The sequence below is a fragment of the bacterium genome, assembly GCA_023230585.1.
Lineage (GTDB): Bacteria > Ratteibacteria > UBA8468 > B48-G9 > JAFGKM01 > JALNXB01.
This window is the reverse complement of sequence record JALNXB010000040.1, coordinates 1-17,502: the sequence shown is the minus strand read 5'-3', so window position 1 is coordinate 17,502 and position 17,502 is coordinate 1. Positions and strand designations below refer to the sequence as shown.

General features: G+C 36.5%; 12 protein-coding genes and 1 pseudogene. 9 read left to right on the top strand and 4 right to left on the bottom strand.

Translation table 11 applies throughout. The features are described from left to right. The 4 genes and pseudogenes from M0P98_07010 to M0P98_06995 form a co-directional block, all read left to right on the top strand. Positions 1-2,982: right-handed parallel beta-helix repeat-containing protein (locus M0P98_07010; protein ID MCK9266610.1), on the top strand; the 2,982-nt coding region annotated here is incomplete at its 5' end. 535 nt (positions 2,983-3,517) lie between these two features. Next, entirely contained in the window at positions 3,518-4,291 is a 774-nt protein-coding gene (locus M0P98_07005) for a DUF1559 domain-containing protein (GenBank protein ID MCK9266609.1), read from the top strand. Between the two features lie 39 nt (positions 4,292-4,330). Next, a pseudogene (locus tag M0P98_07000) lies at positions 4,331-4,426 on the top strand (prepilin-type N-terminal cleavage/methylation domain-containing protein). Positions 4,427-4,465: 39 nt separating this feature from the next. Further along, on the top strand, positions 4,466-5,026 hold the full coding sequence (locus M0P98_06995) for a hypothetical protein (GenBank protein MCK9266608.1): 561 nt from the start codon (positions 4,466-4,468) through the stop codon (positions 5,024-5,026). Between the two features lie 7 nt (positions 5,027-5,033). Here M0P98_06995 and M0P98_06990 read toward each other — a convergent pair whose 3' ends face one another. Both M0P98_06990 and M0P98_06985 read right to left on the bottom strand, forming a co-directional pair. Then, positions 5,034-6,146, bottom strand: a complete 1,113-nt coding sequence (locus M0P98_06990; protein ID MCK9266607.1) for a hypothetical protein — start codon at positions 6,144-6,146, stop codon at positions 5,034-5,036. A gap of 22 nt (positions 6,147-6,168) precedes the next feature. Further along, positions 6,169-9,927 carry a PQQ-binding-like beta-propeller repeat protein gene (locus M0P98_06985; protein MCK9266606.1) on the bottom strand — a complete coding sequence of 1,253 codons (3,759 nt, stop codon included), beginning with the start codon at positions 9,925-9,927 and terminating at the stop codon, positions 6,169-6,171. A gap of 478 nt (positions 9,928-10,405) precedes the next feature. Here M0P98_06985 and M0P98_06980 point away from each other — a divergent pair, with 478 nt between their 5' ends. Continuing rightward, positions 10,406-11,755 carry a glycosyl hydrolase family 28 protein gene (locus M0P98_06980; GenBank protein ID MCK9266605.1) on the top strand — a complete coding sequence of 450 codons (1,350 nt, stop codon included), beginning with the start codon at positions 10,406-10,408 and terminating at the stop codon, positions 11,753-11,755. Between the two features lie 112 nt (positions 11,756-11,867). Here the strand turns inward: M0P98_06980 and M0P98_06975 are convergent, their stop codons facing one another. Continuing rightward, positions 11,868-12,902: a beta-eliminating lyase-related protein gene (locus tag M0P98_06975; protein MCK9266604.1), complete on the bottom strand. Its 1,035-nt coding sequence runs from the start codon at positions 12,900-12,902 to the stop codon at positions 11,868-11,870. A gap of 179 nt (positions 12,903-13,081) precedes the next feature. On the opposite strand from M0P98_06975, the gene M0P98_06970 reads away from it, so the two are divergent. After that, entirely contained in the window at positions 13,082-13,915 is an 834-nt protein-coding gene (locus M0P98_06970) for a PHP domain-containing protein (protein ID MCK9266603.1), read from the top strand. Between the two features lie 16 nt (positions 13,916-13,931). Here the strand turns inward: M0P98_06970 and M0P98_06965 are convergent, their stop codons facing one another. Continuing rightward, positions 13,932-14,768, bottom strand: coding sequence for an MBL fold metallo-hydrolase (locus M0P98_06965; GenBank protein MCK9266602.1), 837 nt, complete (start codon positions 14,766-14,768; stop codon positions 13,932-13,934). 443 nt (positions 14,769-15,211) lie between these two features. Here M0P98_06965 and M0P98_06960 point away from each other — a divergent pair, with 443 nt between their 5' ends. The 3 genes from M0P98_06960 (at position 15,212) to M0P98_06950 (ending at position 17,349) form a co-directional block, all read left to right on the top strand. Beyond that, positions 15,212-16,090 carry a hypothetical protein gene (locus M0P98_06960; GenBank protein MCK9266601.1) on the top strand — a complete coding sequence of 293 codons (879 nt, stop codon included), beginning with the start codon at positions 15,212-15,214 and terminating at the stop codon, positions 16,088-16,090. A gap of 3 nt (positions 16,091-16,093) precedes the next feature. Then, a complete protein-coding gene (locus M0P98_06955; GenBank protein ID MCK9266600.1) occupies positions 16,094-17,020 on the top strand; it encodes a site-specific DNA-methyltransferase in 927 nt (308 codons plus the stop codon). Positions 17,021-17,130: 110 nt separating this feature from the next. Then, the gene (locus M0P98_06950; GenBank protein ID MCK9266599.1) at positions 17,131-17,349 is read left to right on the top strand and encodes a DUF2905 domain-containing protein; all 219 of its coding nucleotides are present in this window, start codon (positions 17,131-17,133) and stop codon (positions 17,347-17,349) included. Positions 17,350-17,502: the final 153 nt, after the last annotated feature.

The window sequence follows — 17,502 nt, the reverse complement described above, 5'->3', positions numbered from 1 at the left end:
TATAGAAGTGAGAAAAAGTATTCTAAAGCAAAAGAGGTATATGAAAAACTCCTTAAAGAAGTAGAATCAAAGTTTAACCCTCACGAAATACACAGATTAGAACTTGTAGATAGGCTTGAAGATGTAGACGGTCTGAAAGATGGACAGACAGAGGTTACAGAGAGGGAAAAACGATTAAATTGGGTTAATCTGCCGACCTATTCTATATATGTATCTAATACAGGTAAAGATACAAATAAAGGAAGTAAGGAGAGCCCGTTTGGTACAATTGAAAGAGCTCAAGAAGAGGTTCGTAAAATAAAAAAAGAGAAAGGGTTACCAGCAGGAGGAATTGTTGTATATCTTAGAGGCGGAAATTATTTTCTAAAAGATACAATTCTGTTTACTGAAGAGGATTCTGGTACTGAAGAAAACCCCATAGTTTATAGAAGTTATCCTAAAGAAGAAGTAAGATTGGTAGGCGGAAAACCAGTTAACAACTTTAAAAAAGTTACCAACCCTGCAATACTAAAAAAATTACCCAAAGAATCTTTAGGGAAAGTTTGGGTAGCAGATTTAAAAGAGATCGGAATCACCGATTACGGAACTTTAAAAAATAGAGGGTTTGGAACTCAGCAACCGGGAGCATTAGAACTTATATATAAAGGCAATGTGATGACTCTCGCTCGATATCCAAACGATGGTTGGCTAAAAGTAGCTGGCCTGGTAAAACCTGAAGGTGATTATGTTTTTCGAAACACCCCTTACCAGAAAGGAAAATTTGTATATTCAGGTAACAGACCAGAAAAATGGGTAGATGAAGAAGAGGTATGGATAAAAGGGTATCTTGGTCCAATGGTGCCTTACGTTGTTAAACACGCAAAAATAACCTCAATAGATACAAAAGATAGGGTTGTGTACGTTGCAGAAGACCCCAGGTGGAAACATAGTAAAGACCCGGCATATATTGGTAGCCGTATATCAAAAGGGACATCCTATTTTGCTTACAACCTTTTAAGTGAACTTGACTTGCCTGGAGAATGGTATCTTAGCAGAAAAGAAGGCAACCTCTACTTTTGGGCACCTGATACTATTAAAGAAAACGAAGTAATTGTTTCAACTTTTGATAAACCTATTTTGGAGTTTAAGAATGTTTCTAACAACATTCTTTATAACCTTACAGTTGAAGCAACTTGGCGCACCGCATTAGTTGTAGATGGTGGGGAAAACAACCTTATAGCTGGCTGTACCATACGGAACACAGGGCAATGGGGAGTAGATATTCCTAACGGCTGGGGACATAGTGTTGTAGGTTGCGATCTTTATGACCTTGGAGAAGGTGGTATTAACCTTTCAAATAGAAGCATTTATAATTTAAAAAACCTTTCAGCAGTCGACAATAGAAGAAAACTTGTTCCTCAAAAATTTTCTGTTGAAAACAACCATATTTACAGGTTTAACCGTTTGTGCGGAGGAAGCAACCCAGCTATCAATATTCAAGGTATTGGGCAACGAGTATCCCACAACCTTATAAATGACTCTCCCCATTCTGGAGTGGTTGTAACACATAATAACCATATTATTGAGTATAACGAGATACACGACGTTGTCGCTCATTCCAAAGAATTTGGTGCTATATACACTTGGGACGGCGGAAATCCATTAACCTATAGAAACAATATAATAAAAAATAATTTCCTACACAGTATAATGGGACATTTTTCGCCAAACTCGTCACACAGTGTAAGGGCAATTCATATTGATGGTATAAGTTCTAACCTAACTTTGTATGGAAACATCTTTTACAGAACAATTGGCGTTTCTACATCATCGCCTGACAGTAGGCTTGACAACAATATTTTTGTTAATTGTTTCCCTGGAATATCTCAAGGAAACAGAAGCGACCTCCTTGAAAAAAGCAATACCTTAAGCACCTGGGGGGAAGAATCGCTTAGAGCCTTTAGATTAGTTGATTCCAAACTACCTCCTTGGAGTATTAGATACCCTCAAATTTCGGGTATTTTTGACCAAAAGAATAGACCATTGGGCTGGCCAAGAAATATAACAATATCAAGAAACATAAATGTGGGTGGACCTTTTGCTGCCTACGCTATTGGACTTCGAAAAGATCTTGTTATTGAAAACAATGTAACAGATATCGACCCTTTATTTATTAACCCAGAAAATAATGATTTTACAATAAGACCGGGTTCGCCAGTTTATGCTCTTGCACATTTTGACCCAATCCCTTTTGAAAATATTGGGCTATATAATGACGAATTGAGAGCGTCTTGGCCTGTAGAAAGAGAGGTAGGCAAATATTTTGACCCTGCAAAAGAAACAGGGATAGCCAAACCAAAAGAGTATGCTGTCAACAAACGAGTATCACCCATAAAGGTAGATGGTAAACTTGAAAAATCTGAGTGGCTCGGGTTAGATAAGAGTAAATCTATTAGTATGAGCACCTATTACACATCTTCTCAAGACCAGAAAGGACCAGAAAGCAATACTTGGGTATTATATGATGATAAACACATATATATTGGTACTGAACATGCCCTTGACCCGTGGACAGAAGATATGCCTGTAACACTAAAAAATGTTGACTGGGTAGTTACAGAGGTTTCTATAGAAGGGCAGGTAGAATCAGATACAAAAGGGTGGTGGTTACCTGATATGGCGACAGGTCCGATATATGTTTTCTGGGTTTTTCCAGACGGAAAAGTAGAGATTGTAGATAGTTACTGCAAAATACCTGAAAACATCAAAGAAGAACTGTTAAAAAATATTCAATACGGTGTAACTGTGATTAACCCAAAAGATTTCCACTGGACATTTGAACTTAAAATACCTATGCACCTTCTTGGTCTAAATGTTAGCGAACTTACAAGCACACGGTTTAATGTTGGGGTCAGAAGAAGGAAAAACTGGGTTGCGTGGATGTATGCTGGTGGACCTATATGGCGCCTTGAGGACGGAGGTAGGTTGAATTTTATCAAATAAGAGGAAAAAAGTATGGGGTGTCTACTCACTCTGGGACTACGGTGCATACACCTTCTACCCAACAATCGGGCACTCTGAGAACTCACCCTTCTGCATAGAAGACATATCCGAAGGGCTTAACAGGCTCAGAGTATAAGAACAAAAGGGCTGAACCTTTTGTTAACAGCCCGATTCTTGCTTGAGTTGTAGTAGCACCTCGTAATTCGTTCCTAAACACATACTTTTTTAACGGAATAAGAACAATGATAAAGACGAGGACTCCCCCTGCATGTCATTCCGGACTTGAGCCGGAATCTCGTTTTTCTTGCTACCACTTTTGCGTGGGTTAAGTGAGAGATCCTATAGCAAGTTCAGGATGGTAAAATAGAGCGTTTGAGTGGTATATAAGTAGGTAGAAAGTATAAAAAAAATAATGCTTTTCAACAAACCATGGTTGGTTAAAACGATTGACAAACAAAGATAAATATGTTATAATAAGATATCTTTATCTTATTTTAAAAAATTGTGTTAACAACCATAAGGGGAGGTGAAAAAGATGAAAAAAAGTGGATTCACTCTTATTGAACTTCTTGTAGTTATAGCTATAATAGCAATACTTGCAGGAATGCTCTTGCCTGCATTATCAAAAGCAAGAGAAAATGCTCGAAGAAGTATTTGTGCAAGCAATCTTAAACAACTCGGACTTATACTACACATATATGCACAGGATTGGGGAGGCTGGTTCCCTACTCACGATGAGACGATACCAGATGTTCCAAGAACTAAAGTAAATGCATCCCTTGCTCTTCTTACAGGTCAGTTAGATTATTCAGAATTAAAGCCAGGATTTGAAACTCCGCCTTACACAAATGAATATAAATTGTTTGTATGTCCAAGCAGTAAAGATAAGTCAAGTGGAGAACTTCCTGATATTGAAAACGGTACACTGATATCAGCAGAAAACGGAGGTGTAGCTTTTCATGGTTCTCTATACACCTGTTCTTACGCTTACGCCTACGGTTTAAACCTTCAAACACATCCAGATACAGCGATTATGGCAGACAGAAAAACAGATTGGGGCGGAACTCCAGCCCTTGCTTGGGACAGAAACAGCTATTTTGTTTTAAGAGGCCGAATAGACAACCATAAATGGGCAGGTTTAAACGCTTTATATGTTGGCGGGCACGTTAAATGGGTAGCAGCCATAAGAGATTCTACCGGTTCTGCATACAGTAGAATGGACCCTAACGCATTCCCAAATTGCGGTAGTGTATCATCTGCAGCACCAACAAGAGAAGGAAGTTTAAGAGACCTTCACCACGAGTATTGATTAAATATTTTTAATTAGGAGAATAAAATGAAAATAAGGATTGGCTTCTTACAAAAGAAGAGAGGTTTTACCCTCATCGAACTTCTTGTGGTTATCGCTATAATAGCAATTCTTGCAGCGATGCTTCTGCCAGCACTTTCAAAGGCAAGACAAAGAGCTCGAGCAACAACTTGTATGAACAACCTCAGACAGATAGGTATAGCGGCTATGATGTATACACAAAATTGGGAAGGAATATTGCTCTTGCATGCTGGTACCGTAAGATGGATGGATGCCTGGTCATCAGAAGGAAACAACCTCAGATCAATGGCTGTATGCCCTGCCTGGAAACCATACGATTTTACAGGGAATACCGACCACGCCTATGGAGTTAGGACTACCCCAGTATTAAACACATTGCATTACAGGCCAAACAATGATAGCCATTATGTATTTATTTTTCCAGATATGGCTGAAAAACCTGCTGGCTACTGGTTTCTTGCAGACACCTATTGGGATAATCCAACTGCCTCCCAACATGGAAGCCAATACAGAGCAGTTGCATATTCAGAAACGGGTGTAGGCAAAGTTCATTTTAGGCACCCTGGGGCTACGGCTAATCTTCTTTTTCTTGATGGACACGTTGAATCAGCAACAAAAAGCAGGTTTTGGGATGCTATTAGCAACTCGGATGCTTCAAGCGCAACTTGGTGGATAATGAACGAGAAGAATGTCAGAGAAAAATTGCCAAATTAAAACTATTCTATTTCCATAAAACACATTTTGGCGAAACATCAAATTGAGGGTCAGGAGAAACTTCAGGTATTAGTTGTAACCAATATTTATCTCCTTTCTCATTGTTGTCAAAAACCGTTATATTAAAATCGACTATATTACCCTCTTGACCCTTTATATATAAAGGATAAGAATCCATAAAAGGAACTTTTATTTCGTAGGTAGTTTCTTTCTTTACCTCGTCTCTTTTGAGTGCGTATTCACATTTTTTGAAAAGATGCTTTAAACTAAGCCCTTTTCTAATATTGTAAATATCCATATCAACAACATCTTTTAAAAGTGCTAACTCAAAAATTCGAGGTGCTATTTTTCTTCCTATTAGATATGGAGTAAACTCACATTTAAGAAAATCGCCTTCAAAAGCAGCTCTCCTTGATTTAGTACATAAATGTTTATCATCTTCAATTACTGCTCCAATATAAAAATAATCCTTATCCCATGCAAGATAAATTTTCCCGCTTGAATCTTCTTGCCATTTTTCTCTTTGGCTAAGAGGGTAAACATCCTTTCTTTCTCCTAAAAAGATATGTCCAACCTTTCCTTCCCAGTCAGAAACATTTCCATCGATTTTTATTTCAAAATCAGCATAAGGGATTTTAATCATATCTTCAAAATTGAAAGATATCGTCTCTTCCCTCCTGTTGAACATAACAAATTCTTCCCAATTACGTAAATCTTTTGGCTTTTTAAAATCTAAAACCACTTTTATTGTATGTTTAGATAACATTTCATCTTTAAGTTTATATATAACAGGTAATACCACGCCCGGTAACAACTTCAAATCTCTTCTTTCTATCTCTTCATTATCAACTATAAGAGTAATTTCTGCCAACAACTCTCTTTCTGTATGCAAACTTTTAATATAGACCACTAAATCTTTTACACTTAAAATCTGTATTTCAGATATACTTGCAGGATGAAATTTAACAGTTGGGAGAGAATCAGAAGTTTCTTCAATAGATTTTTTAATAATTTTTGTATCTATTTCAACAACCTCTACTTCTTTAGAGAATAAAAAAGAAGAAAGGCATAACAGTAAAAAAATACCGCAATATAGACAGTTTTTAATAGGTTTCACCATTTTACACCTCCCTAAACTAAGTTTAGTTAGAACTCAATACTATTTCTATACCCGAAATAACAGGAGGCAGAGAACCATCTTTTGGTGCAAAAGATATACCTAAACCATCTTCCACTTCAACTTTTTCAACCTTAACTGTCACAAGTTGACGTTCTCCTCCTGCTTTTTTAACTATATCAAAACCTTCAACAACTTTTTTACCTTGAGCATAAATATCAAAAACACGTTTACCAACACCTATCTCCTCAGGTTCAGTAAGATAAAATATCAGATCATAAAATGTTTTCTCCTTACCACCCGAAGAAAGATTTATATTGATATTTTCAATCCCTTTAATTCCGTAAGAAGCAACCCATGCGTGCCCTTCTTGTGTGTTCTTTATCCAAGAGGAGTGATTTCTGAACCACTCAATCTTGTCTCCTTTTAAGTCTATCTTTAAATCTGGTCCATCAGGATGAATTTTAGGATACTCTAACCAAAAGACATTCTTTTCTTTTCTGCTACCCGGAGCTCCAAAGTTGATTCCTAAAGATTCTACTCTTTTTTTACCTATCGTAAGACGACGGTCGTATGTCCAAGTTTCAAGTTCTGGGTGATGTACTAACGCCAAAGATGTTTGAAGTTGATAAGCGCATACACAAGACCTTGTATATTCAGGCGCATTGAGAACTCCATCGGCTGGTACAAGATTATTTGTACAACCAGCTTTAAAGCCTCCAAAATTGCCTGTCCCACCAAAGTTCAACAGGTCGTTAAATCCAGCAGTACCTGAACGAAACGCTATAAGGTATTTACTTGAATGCATTGTTCCACATCCATAGGCTCTAAAATAAGTCCAGTTATACCCGTCACCAGTTATAGAATTTTTAATCTGAAACAGAGCCCCTGTATCTGGCTCAAGAACATTTTGACCCGGTCTACCAGGGATAATCATACTATTATGTAAACTAATTGGTCCTCCATAATTGAACCTCTTATCCCATATTATCTCACCAGTGGTTCCACGGTGCGCTATTATTCTGTTCCCAGGTTCATCTATAAGACATTTTAACTGCCCCGGTCTACCGCCTTGAATTAGAATATCTTTATCTTCATAATAACTTAACCAGGTTCCAAAAACATCACCTTCTCGTTCCCAAATCTGTTTACCTGTCATAATATCTAAAGCCATAATAGAAGATTCTGTGTCAGCAGTAAGACCTCTTCTTTGGAGTCTCTCAAGAAGCCCTTCAGACAAACCATCTATAGCATATAACTTACCGTTACCTGCCACAATAGCGTTATGCCTAAACCCTATTTTCTTTGCTTGCCTAACCCAAAGTATTTTTCCAGAATGTCTATCCATTGCGACAAGCAAAGTGCTAGAGGTAGCATTCCAGTTTTCTGCCTTCCCTGGAAGTTCTTCATCAAAATATTGAGGGTCAATTGTAGCTATAAGAATATCTTTCCAAACCATTATATAGCCCCATTCTGGTCTTTTAAGTTCTTTTATATAAGGTAGATGAAACTCTTTTTTTGTCTTCCCGGTTGATGGTTCAAGAAGAAGAATTTTATCTTTATCCTTAATATATATTCCATCTTCTAAGGAAACGTAAGGGCTACCGAGAAAATTTGCTCCTGGAGCATCTGTCATATTAACTTGCATGCCTCTATTGAACCGTTTTTCAAGTTCAAGCGTTGTAAACGGGTGTCCTACTCCTGGTATCTCTTTTACCCATAGTTGTCTGCCTGTATAAACACATCTTGCACACAAAATATCTATACCCAAAATAAACAACCTCCCTCCTACAACTTGAGGAACAGGTCCATTATGGTGTCTTGGAAGAGTATCAGCATTAGAAGTGCTACCATACCATAACACCCCGAGAGGTGCTTTCACCAACTCATCGTCAGAATAAACTCTGTTAGACGCATCCGCATACTGGTGTGTCCATTTACCAGCACCTTTAAGAGGACCTTCTCGTGAAATTATTGCGAAATCTTTTTGTAGATACAACTTCCCGTTCTCTAAATCGGCTTTTTTGTACATCTCTGATAAATTATTAACAACGTTATTAACATAAATTTTCCCACCGTAAGGTCTTAAAGAGTTGAACGCCTTTTGAATATCTTTTTGATTATATTTTCTATCCAACAGAACAATCAAGTCAGCCATATAAGCAGGGAAAGAGAATTGAGTAGGGTCGGCATTTATCACAGACACCCTCTTCCCATAATACCCTAAATCATCAAAACGGCGTCTCAAAAGGTCAACCTGTTTTTTGTTCTGTTCAACTGCAACAATATGAAGAGATGTTTTATCTAACAAAGTTTTTATTACTTCTCCGTCACCTAAACCCCAGAAAAGAGCGTATCCGTCTGTTACGCCTGTTTGAGAAATTATTTGAGATGATATTTTTATATGCTCTTCATTTTGTTTGTAAGATTCCTTTTCTTCTTTATGGTGACTAACATCTTCACCAGTTTTTTTTGCGAAACAGTATATTTTACCGTCTTCGTTTACAATAAAAAGCCGTCCTTCTGAAGCAATCATACTCCATATAACTCCTTCAATTTTGTATCGCCAGACTATACTCTCAGGGCTACCGTTAGAAGCAAGTTTAACCAACCCTGCCTCGTTATCACTCAAAGAAACAGCCACAAACGAGCCAGACTTTAAAAAGAGTTGTTTTATTCCGCTAATATTGGTATCTTCCCACAGTTTTTTTAATTCATATTGCACCCTTATAGCCCCTACACCAAGTCGGTCTTTAACCTCTATATCTTTTCTTTTTAATTCAGATTTATGAGCAATTAAGCATCCTCTATTAACACCGATAATACTATCGTCTGATACAACAGAAATAGGGACCACACCAAACTTTGCGCCGTCATCAATAGAATATAGACTATCATGGTTAGCAAACCATCCTTTCCATGTAGAAACCTTGTATCCACCTACACCAAGACCAACCACAATATTGCTCTGCTGATAATAGAGTAGTTCGCCTGTATATCTATCATATACAGCTGGGACTGTCCTACCACCAGAAACAATTAATTTATCTCCAGAGACAGCAAGATACCCCTGCGGAGAAATCCCTCCAAAAGCCCAAGCGCCTGCGTGTTGATGATGACTCCACAGAGAACCACTTGTGCTATTGGTCCAGATAGATTTACCTGTTTTAGCATCTACAGCGTGCACAAAAACCCCTTCAAAAGGGAACACACCTGAAGCAAAATAGACTACGCCGTCACTCAAAACAGGACCTCCACGCGCCGCCCAAATACTTACCAACCGATTGTTTCCAAGAACATTCCTTTTTTCAGCAAAGAACCCTTTAAACTTCCATAAAAGTTTCCCTGTGTTAGAGTTTAAACAGTATAGGTAACCATCATCAGATATAAAGTATAATTTTCCATTCTCATATACAGGAGCAAGCCGAACAGGACCGTCAACATAGTAACGCCACAATTCTTCTCCATTTTTAGCAGAGTAAGCAGTAACCTTGTCTGCTCTCATTGAAGATATAAAAACTTTCCCGTCAGAAGCAATAGGTTCATAAGAGACATCAAAAGCAAGTTTTTCAAATTCTTCCAACTGGAAAGGCCAAGCACGGCTTGGTTCACCGAGTTCTCTTGTCCACCTCAATTCAAGATTTTCATTTATATTGGCATCAGAAGAAAAAGTTCTTCCAGCATCCTTCCCCCACATAGGCCAATCAGAAGAATGAACAAAAGATGTAGAGATAACTGCCCCTAAAACCAAAAGAAGCAATATCAAATTATTTTTAATCTTCATTTTTTCCTCCTGTTGGTTGGTATTGTAACTATTTTTAGATAATTGAGTAATGGAGCATTTAAGTAACTTTGAAAAGTTTTTTACTGCAAATCCGACGCAACTCACATTTTACATAGGTATATCCTTTATGTCAAATGCGAATTGAAACCCAATCTTGCTTTTATTTCCATTCTGTCTTACAAAAAACTTATCTGAAACGCTTTTTATAAGAGATTTCTCAGTATATCGCAACCGTCATTCTCCCTTTACACTCTGTATCAAAGGTTTTCTTAATGCTTGGCAAATAGCAATGAGTGCAATTGTATTAAATTTGACAATTTGTAGGTATATGATAAAGTGCAATTAAAGCTTAACTTGAAAATTAACCTCTAAACTACTACTCTCTTCGTAGTGTAGAGATAGGTAAAAGCAAGACAAGTTACAAAAACTTGCAGACCAGTAAATTTAGCAGAATGTGATGAAAGGTAAGGAGAGAAAAATGGAAAGTAATAAGAAAATAATTTCAGAGTCAGGGGTATGGAACGTTCGTAAATGCGGGGCCGTAGGAGACGGTAAAACCTCAAATACTGAGATTATACAAGAAGCAATCAACACCTGTCATTTGAAGGGAGGAGGAAGAGTTCTTATCCCTCCAGGGGTTTACCTTTCTGGTTCCCTTATGCTTAAAAGTGATGTAGACCTTCATCTAACACGTGGAGCAACTCTCCTAGGAAGTCCAAATATACAAGATTACCATCCTAATCTTATTTCTGAATACGTTGAAAGAATTCCTGCTGGATTCCCTAAAAATATTGTTGCGGCACATCTGTTATCAGCAAAAAATTCTGAAAGGATTTCAATTACTGGACAAGGAACAATAGACGGTAACAGTTCTGTATTCTTTGGGGAACGACGGACAGACACAAGATTAAAAAGGTTTAGTATTATAGATAGCAGACCATGGCATACAATAGCTTTTTATGATTGCAAAGACATACTTGTGGAGGGAGTACATATTCTTAACGCAACAACGTATTCTATATCCCCTTATAACTGCAAGAGAGTAAGGATTGAGGGTCTTACCATTAGGAATCATCCGTCAACTCCCAACGGGGATGGTATAGATATAGATTGCTGTAAGGACGTTATTATATATGGATGTTGTATAGATACCGCAGACGACTGTATTGCCATAAAAAGTGGGAGTATTTCAAACCCTCCAAATTTTTCACGTAATGGTATGCCATGCGAAAATATAATAGCAAGCAACTGTAACCTAAAAAGCATGACGACTGGGGTCCGGCTTGGAGTTGAAGGTGATAATCCAATAATAAACGTAAACCTAAATAACCTTTCAATAGAAAGTTACCGGGGGATAGGCCTTGATTCATGCGTTATAAAAAGAGTTGATATCGTAGAAGGAACCCTTATAGAAAATGTCAATATATCCCAAGTTACTATAAACAATTCAACAACTCCTGTTTATGCGGTATGCGGCAGCAACACTTCTCCCAAAGCTAGCATAGGTAGGGTTTCAATTCACCAGTTACAGGCAACTGGCAACGGTGCATCCATATTTTACGGTAAAGCAACCAAACCAATTGACTATCTTTCCATAAGAGATGTTCACCTTAGGATAAAAGGACATTTTGACCGAACACCTTACCCAGAAGGGGATATTCCCGACAACCTTGACTATGCAAAGGGCGGTGCAAAAGAAAGGGTACCTTATGCACTTTACGGACGTTACCTAAAGAACCTTAGACTGGACGGAATAACGGTTGATATGAAAGATGCTACAGGTCCTTGGGCAGGAAACTGCAGGTTTGATGACACTGAAAAGATTTGATTAAAAGATATACAGAATTAAAAAATCATAAAACCAATATTAGTAAAAAAAGAGACTTTAATTTCCACTAGCTTATTATTTAAGATTTTTGGAGACCCTTGTGTGTAAATTGTTAGTAGTATTTTTCAGAAGCAACTTTCATTCTACGTGCCGCCTCTTCTATTATTTCTAAGTTGTGGTGACGGTGTATTACCATACGTATTTTCGAAGGAGAATAAGAACTAACAAGAACTCCATATCCTGCGAATGTATTCTTCCAATCTTCAAGACTATGTAACGATTTATCAAAATCAACTGCTACCATATTTGTTTCAACAGTTTCCATATCTACCGACAAACCGGGTATTGCTTTAATTTTTTCTGCCAGTTTGCGCGCTAAAATATGGTCTTCTTTCAACCTTTCTATCATACTTGTTAGGGCAACTATACCGGGTGCAGCTATAACCCCAGCTTGACGCATCCCCCCTCCAAACCTTCCCATAAACACACGTGCCTTTTGTATAAAATCAGCGTCTCCGCAAAGAACCGAACCAAGCGGGCAACACAAACTTTTTGAAAGGCAAAACATTATTGAATCAGTATATGCACCAAATTCAGAAACAGGTGTATTAGAAGCAACAGAAGCATTGAATATACGTGCGCCATCAATATGTATTTTCATATTTCGGTTTTTAGCCAGTTGAAAAAATTTTTGGTTCATCTCTAAAGGAATTACTCGTCCACCTCCACGGTTATGAGTGTTTTCTAACCACAAAAGACCAGGTTTCTTCCCAGAATCTTCAATAACAGTATCAACTTCCTCAGGTTCTATTAGTCCTTTACAACTTCTGAAAGTAATAGGTTTGGTACCAGCAACAGCAGAATGAGAGTTTTCATAATAATATACGTGTGCTTCGGTATCAACAACGTAAGAACTACCTGGAGGGATATGTGCCATCATCGCAGTAAGGTTTGCCATAGTTCCGCTTATAAGCAGAAGGGCATCTTCTTTGCCAAACATTTCTGCTACCATATCTTCAAGTTTTTTTACGGTAGGATCTTCTCCAGTCTTAGAATCTCCCATCTCTGCCTTTCTGATAGCATCAAACATTTCATCGGTTGGAAGGGTTTTAACATCACTTCGGAAGTCAAGAAGTTCATATTTCATTTTGATATCCTTTTAGGTTTAAATATCTCCATCTATTTGGACAAAATTAATAGGTTTATTTAACAATGCTGTTATTGAACCACCACTTTTTATTAGTGTCAAATTTTTATTCCGAAACAAATTACTGCATTACTCTTTTTTAACCCCTTACCGCCTTTTTTTGACAAAAACTGACTCTGATGGTAGAATCATTATTTAATAACATCGCTAACCAACTTACAAACTTAATTATGAAAAATATATACAAAATTGCCGACAACCATTGCCATACAGAATTTGCTTATTGCGCTACCGACATTACTATAGACACAGCAGTTGTAAAAGCAAAAGAGAAAGGGTTAGAATATATTTCTTTTACAGAACACGCTGGACACATCTATTTTGATAGAAAACATTGTTGGGAATCTTTAAATAACCCCTCGTTTATGGTTCCATCTAACTTTTCTTCAAGAATATCTGAATACTTTTCGTCTTTAAAAAAACATTCTTCTTTTATAAAAATAGGGTTTGAAGTAGACGCTGACAGGTCGGGCAACTTAAATATAATGCCTGAAGACAGGGCAAAAACTGATTTACTTGTTGGAGGTATACATCTATTATATAAACCAGGAGAATTTACCACCTACACAACCCAAAAAGCAGAACACCATTTTATGGTAGCTAATGAAACCTTATGCAAAAGAGGAGTCACTGTTTTAGCCCATCCTTTTAGAATATTCTGCCACAACGATAGCAAGATGCCCGTTCACCTTTATAAACCTCTTGTTGATATGTTAAAATCTTACAATGTTTCTGCAGAACTTAATTTTCATTGTGGAAACTGGCCTGACCCTGATTTTTTTGAAATATGCCTTGCAGAAGGAGTAAAAATATCTCTCGGAAGCGATTCTCATGCTATCATTAAAGTAGGTGAGTTTGAACTACACAAAAAATTTCTTGAAAAGATAGGGGTAACAGAAAAAGAATATAGCGAAGTATTATTTAAACTCAAGTCAAAAAATAGAGTAGGGTAGGGTAATATTGTAATTCTTACACTTCTATAGACATACCGTCTTTTGCAAAAAACACTGAATCGCCCCAAATTTCTTTTGCTATTGCTAACTCTCCTTCAAAGTTGCCAAGGACGGCTCTACCGTGGTGAACAAAACCCAACTTTTTTGGTTTTATATCAAGCAATACAAGTTGGTTACAAACATCTGCCACTTTATGGTGCCCTGATTCCATTAGAAGAAGGTCGGCTCGTGCATCTCCCTCAAGAAGAGGAAACAACTCTGAAATATGTCTGATATCCCCTGAATAAACAATTATTTTGTTGAAATATTCTACCCTGTATGAAAAAGACCTCCACACGTTTTCTTCTTCAGGTTTGTTTATATGGAGATTGTGAAGAGCTATAACTTTGAAATTATCTTTATTAAAGATTATTCCATCTTGTACTGGTCTACCTTTAAAATTAAAAACAACATTATCTCCCCTGCCTCCCTCCCTCAGAACCACTCGAATTGCCTCCCATACCTCCATATCTACTTTTGGAAGAAAAACTTCTATAGTTTTACCTTCAAGGAGTCTTCTTTTTAATGGATTCTCCCTATGTACCCAATAAAGTTTTCTTATTGTCCATAAAAGGTTTATAAGTCCACCTAAATGGTCTATATGAACATGGCTTATAAAAACTGCTTCAGTTTTGAGTAAATCTAACCCCATTGTGTGGGCAGTGTATGAACAACTTTCGCCAGCATCAAAGAAAAAAACTCTCTTGTCAACCTCAAAAGCAAAAGAAGTATGCCTATAACCTTTAGTAGGGGCAACTCCGCTTGCTGTTCCAAGAAAAGTTATTTTTATTATATCAGAAGTTTTTTTATCCATATTCCTCTATTGTTTGTAGAACCTCTCCATATTTATTCAAATATACTCCAATAAATCTTTTACAACATATTTGCCTACATTATACAAAAAAAATAAGGTCCACTTTAAATTGTTAATTAAATTAGATTATATTGTGACTTTATCACACATTTTACAAATTACCAAATTTTATTTCCCCCATCTTACCTTCTGCCCCCCATTCCGTCTTTGCGAGTGCCTCTTAGCGTGGCAATCTCGCCGAAGCCAACCTACGCTAAAATACAAGCTTCGGCAGGTATACCTTGGCGTAGGAGGGGCCTCTTAGCGTCGCAATTCCTATGAAAACTATGGAATAAAACGCTCCTCGCAACGCCATAAAACGGCGGCAAGGCAAGGATAAAAGCATAAAAACTTGCTTATATGTTCAACATTTGATAAGATAATGTCAAAAGGATTAAAAAATTATGGAAAAACTGTGGAATAAAGATTTTGAAGAAAATTTTTTTACTAAATCTCTCGAATTTGCAACTCCAGAACAACTCTTTTATATTACTAACAACAAACAATACGTAGCATATTGGCCCAAAAATTATAAGCAAAAAAAAAGCACTTTGCAAAGTAGAAATGCGTTGATAGGAGCTTACACTGAAAAATGGACAACTGATTTATTCAATTATATATCTGATGCTGTTGGAGGTTATTCTATTCAAGGAGTTATATCTGAAGAAATTGGTCTAACAAGACAATCATCAGCAGATGTTGCTATCTGCAAAACTAAAGAGATTATTCAAAAACCACAAAATATACTATTACTTATAGAAGTAAAAATGTCTATAGTCTGGAATTGGCAGTTTATTTCCGAAAATAAAAATCTCATTTGTATCGGTGATTACAAAACTCACTCAGGCAATCCTAGCATCTTAAGGTCAGATACCATGTTAAAAGCTATTGGAAAAAGCATAAATATACGAGTATCTGATTTCTCTGCTTCAAAAATACCTATAATTGTTATTGGTAATACTCCAATTACTAAAACCTATCACAAAAAAGTAGATTCATTGAAAAGAAATGGTATTATACAAGGATTTTGGTCTATTAACCCTAAACCTATAGATGAAAATCAAGATAATGTCAAAGCTACTCCACACAAAGGGTTTTACAGATTTGATAACTACGAAGAATTAAAATCACAAACATTATCTCTTTTACAAGAAGAGAAAGAATTTTTTGCCAGTATGCAAACAAAAAATCAGTTAGGTAGATTTATTGAATTAGCCAACTCTGAGACAACTTATGAAAGAAAAGCTATAAAATTTTTAGAATTACTTAAAGAAAGTATATAAATTATGAAAAAACAAAAAAGCACTGTAAAAAAATCAAAGGGGACTAAAACAAGTTCTTTTGGGACTTCTGGTAGAATTAATCATGACTCATCTAAGTTTTATAATAGCAACCTATATAAAGGTCTCAATAGCGAAAAGAAAGTTGAATATATAGAAAAACCTATTCCCGTCGAAAATATAAACAAAATCTTTTGCAAAAGCAGTGAAATTATGTCAGAACTTCCAGATAACAGTATTCATTTAATGGTAACTTCCCCCCCCTATAATGTAGGCAAAGATTATGATAAGGACTTGTCTCTGTCAGAATATAAAAACTTTTTAAAACAAGTATTTAAAGAAACTTATAGAGTTTTAGTTCCAGGAGGAAGAGTATGCATCAATATTGCCAACTTAGGGAGAAAACCCTACATACCTCTTCATAGTTATATAATAGAGGATATGCAAAACATTGGGTTTTTAATGAGGGGAGAAATTGTGTGGGATAAAGGAAATAGTGCAAGTACATCAACTGCATGGGGAACTTATTTAAAAGCTAGTAACCCCGTGTTACGCGACATCCATGAATATATACTCGTATTTTGTAAAGATACTTTTACCCGTTTAAACCCATTGAACAGAGGAAGCACTATTGTAAAAGATGAGTTTTTAGAATTCACAAAAAGCATTTGGAGGTTTTCTGCAGAAAGAGCTTCAAAAATTGGACATCCAGCACCTTTTCCTATTGAATTACCCTATAGATTAATTCAACTATATACATTTGAAAATGAAATTGTACTTGACCCCTTTGTTGGAGCTGGAACTACTTGCATTGCAGCATTAAAGACCAACAGAAGTTATGTCGGCTATGATATTGATGAAAAATATTGCGAATTAGCTAACCAAAGAATTAAAAACTTTGTGCAGAAACAAAATTTATTTTCATCAAAATAAAGAATATAATACATTACATATATTGGAGATAAAAATAGGTTAGGCTAACTCTTTTAATAAAAACCCCTATTCTCTTTATGTTTTTTCCTGTATGAAAAAACAATTTAAAAATGGATAACAATTCAATTTCAAAGGTTTTACTCGTTATTGGGGTTCTCTTTATATTGGGCTCTATTTTTATTTCTAAAGGGATAAAACTCCCTTTAGGTAGATTACCGGGCGACATAATAATCAAGAAAGAAAACTTCGTTTTCTACTACCCGATAACAATCGGTATCCTAATAAGCGTAATCCTTACAATCCTTTTTTCTCTAATTCGCAAACATTAATATCTTGCTCACTTGACAAAACCTATATACAAAGGTAACCTATATATAAGCTATTAAGCGGGAATTTAAAAGGCAACTTGCTCCGCTATAAAAATGTGCTAAAGCGCTAAATTATAGAAAGTTGTCGCCCGCTAAATAAGAGCGGGCTTTTTT

Bases quoted from the DNA above. Each gene is read 5' to 3' on its own strand.
- M0P98_06970 (MCK9266603.1), top strand. From the start codon at position 13,082: ATGGTAGAATCATTATTTAATAACATCGCTAACCAACTTACAAACTTA.
- M0P98_06990 (MCK9266607.1), bottom strand. From the start codon at position 6,146: ATGGTGAAACCTATTAAAAACTGTCTATATTGCGGTATTTTTTTACTG.
- M0P98_07005 (MCK9266609.1), top strand. From the start codon at position 3,518: ATGAAAAAAAGTGGATTCACTCTTATTGAACTTCTTGTAGTTATAGCT.
- M0P98_06965 (MCK9266602.1), bottom strand. From the start codon at position 14,768: ATGGATAAAAAAACTTCTGATATAATAAAAATAACTTTTCTTGGAACA.
- M0P98_06985 (MCK9266606.1), bottom strand. From the start codon at position 9,927: ATGAAGATTAAAAATAATTTGATATTGCTTCTTTTGGTTTTAGGGGCA.
- M0P98_06955 (MCK9266600.1), top strand. From the start codon at position 16,094: ATGAAAAAACAAAAAAGCACTGTAAAAAAATCAAAGGGGACTAAAACA.
- M0P98_06980 (MCK9266605.1), top strand. From the start codon at position 10,406: ATGGAAAGTAATAAGAAAATAATTTCAGAGTCAGGGGTATGGAACGTT.
- M0P98_06960 (MCK9266601.1), top strand. From the start codon at position 15,212: ATGGAAAAACTGTGGAATAAAGATTTTGAAGAAAATTTTTTTACTAAA.
- M0P98_06995 (MCK9266608.1), top strand. From the start codon at position 4,466: ATGAACAACCTCAGACAGATAGGTATAGCGGCTATGATGTATACACAA.
- M0P98_06950 (MCK9266599.1), top strand. From the start codon at position 17,131: ATGGATAACAATTCAATTTCAAAGGTTTTACTCGTTATTGGGGTTCTC.
- M0P98_06975 (MCK9266604.1), bottom strand. From the start codon at position 12,902: ATGAAATATGAACTTCTTGACTTCCGAAGTGATGTTAAAACCCTTCCA.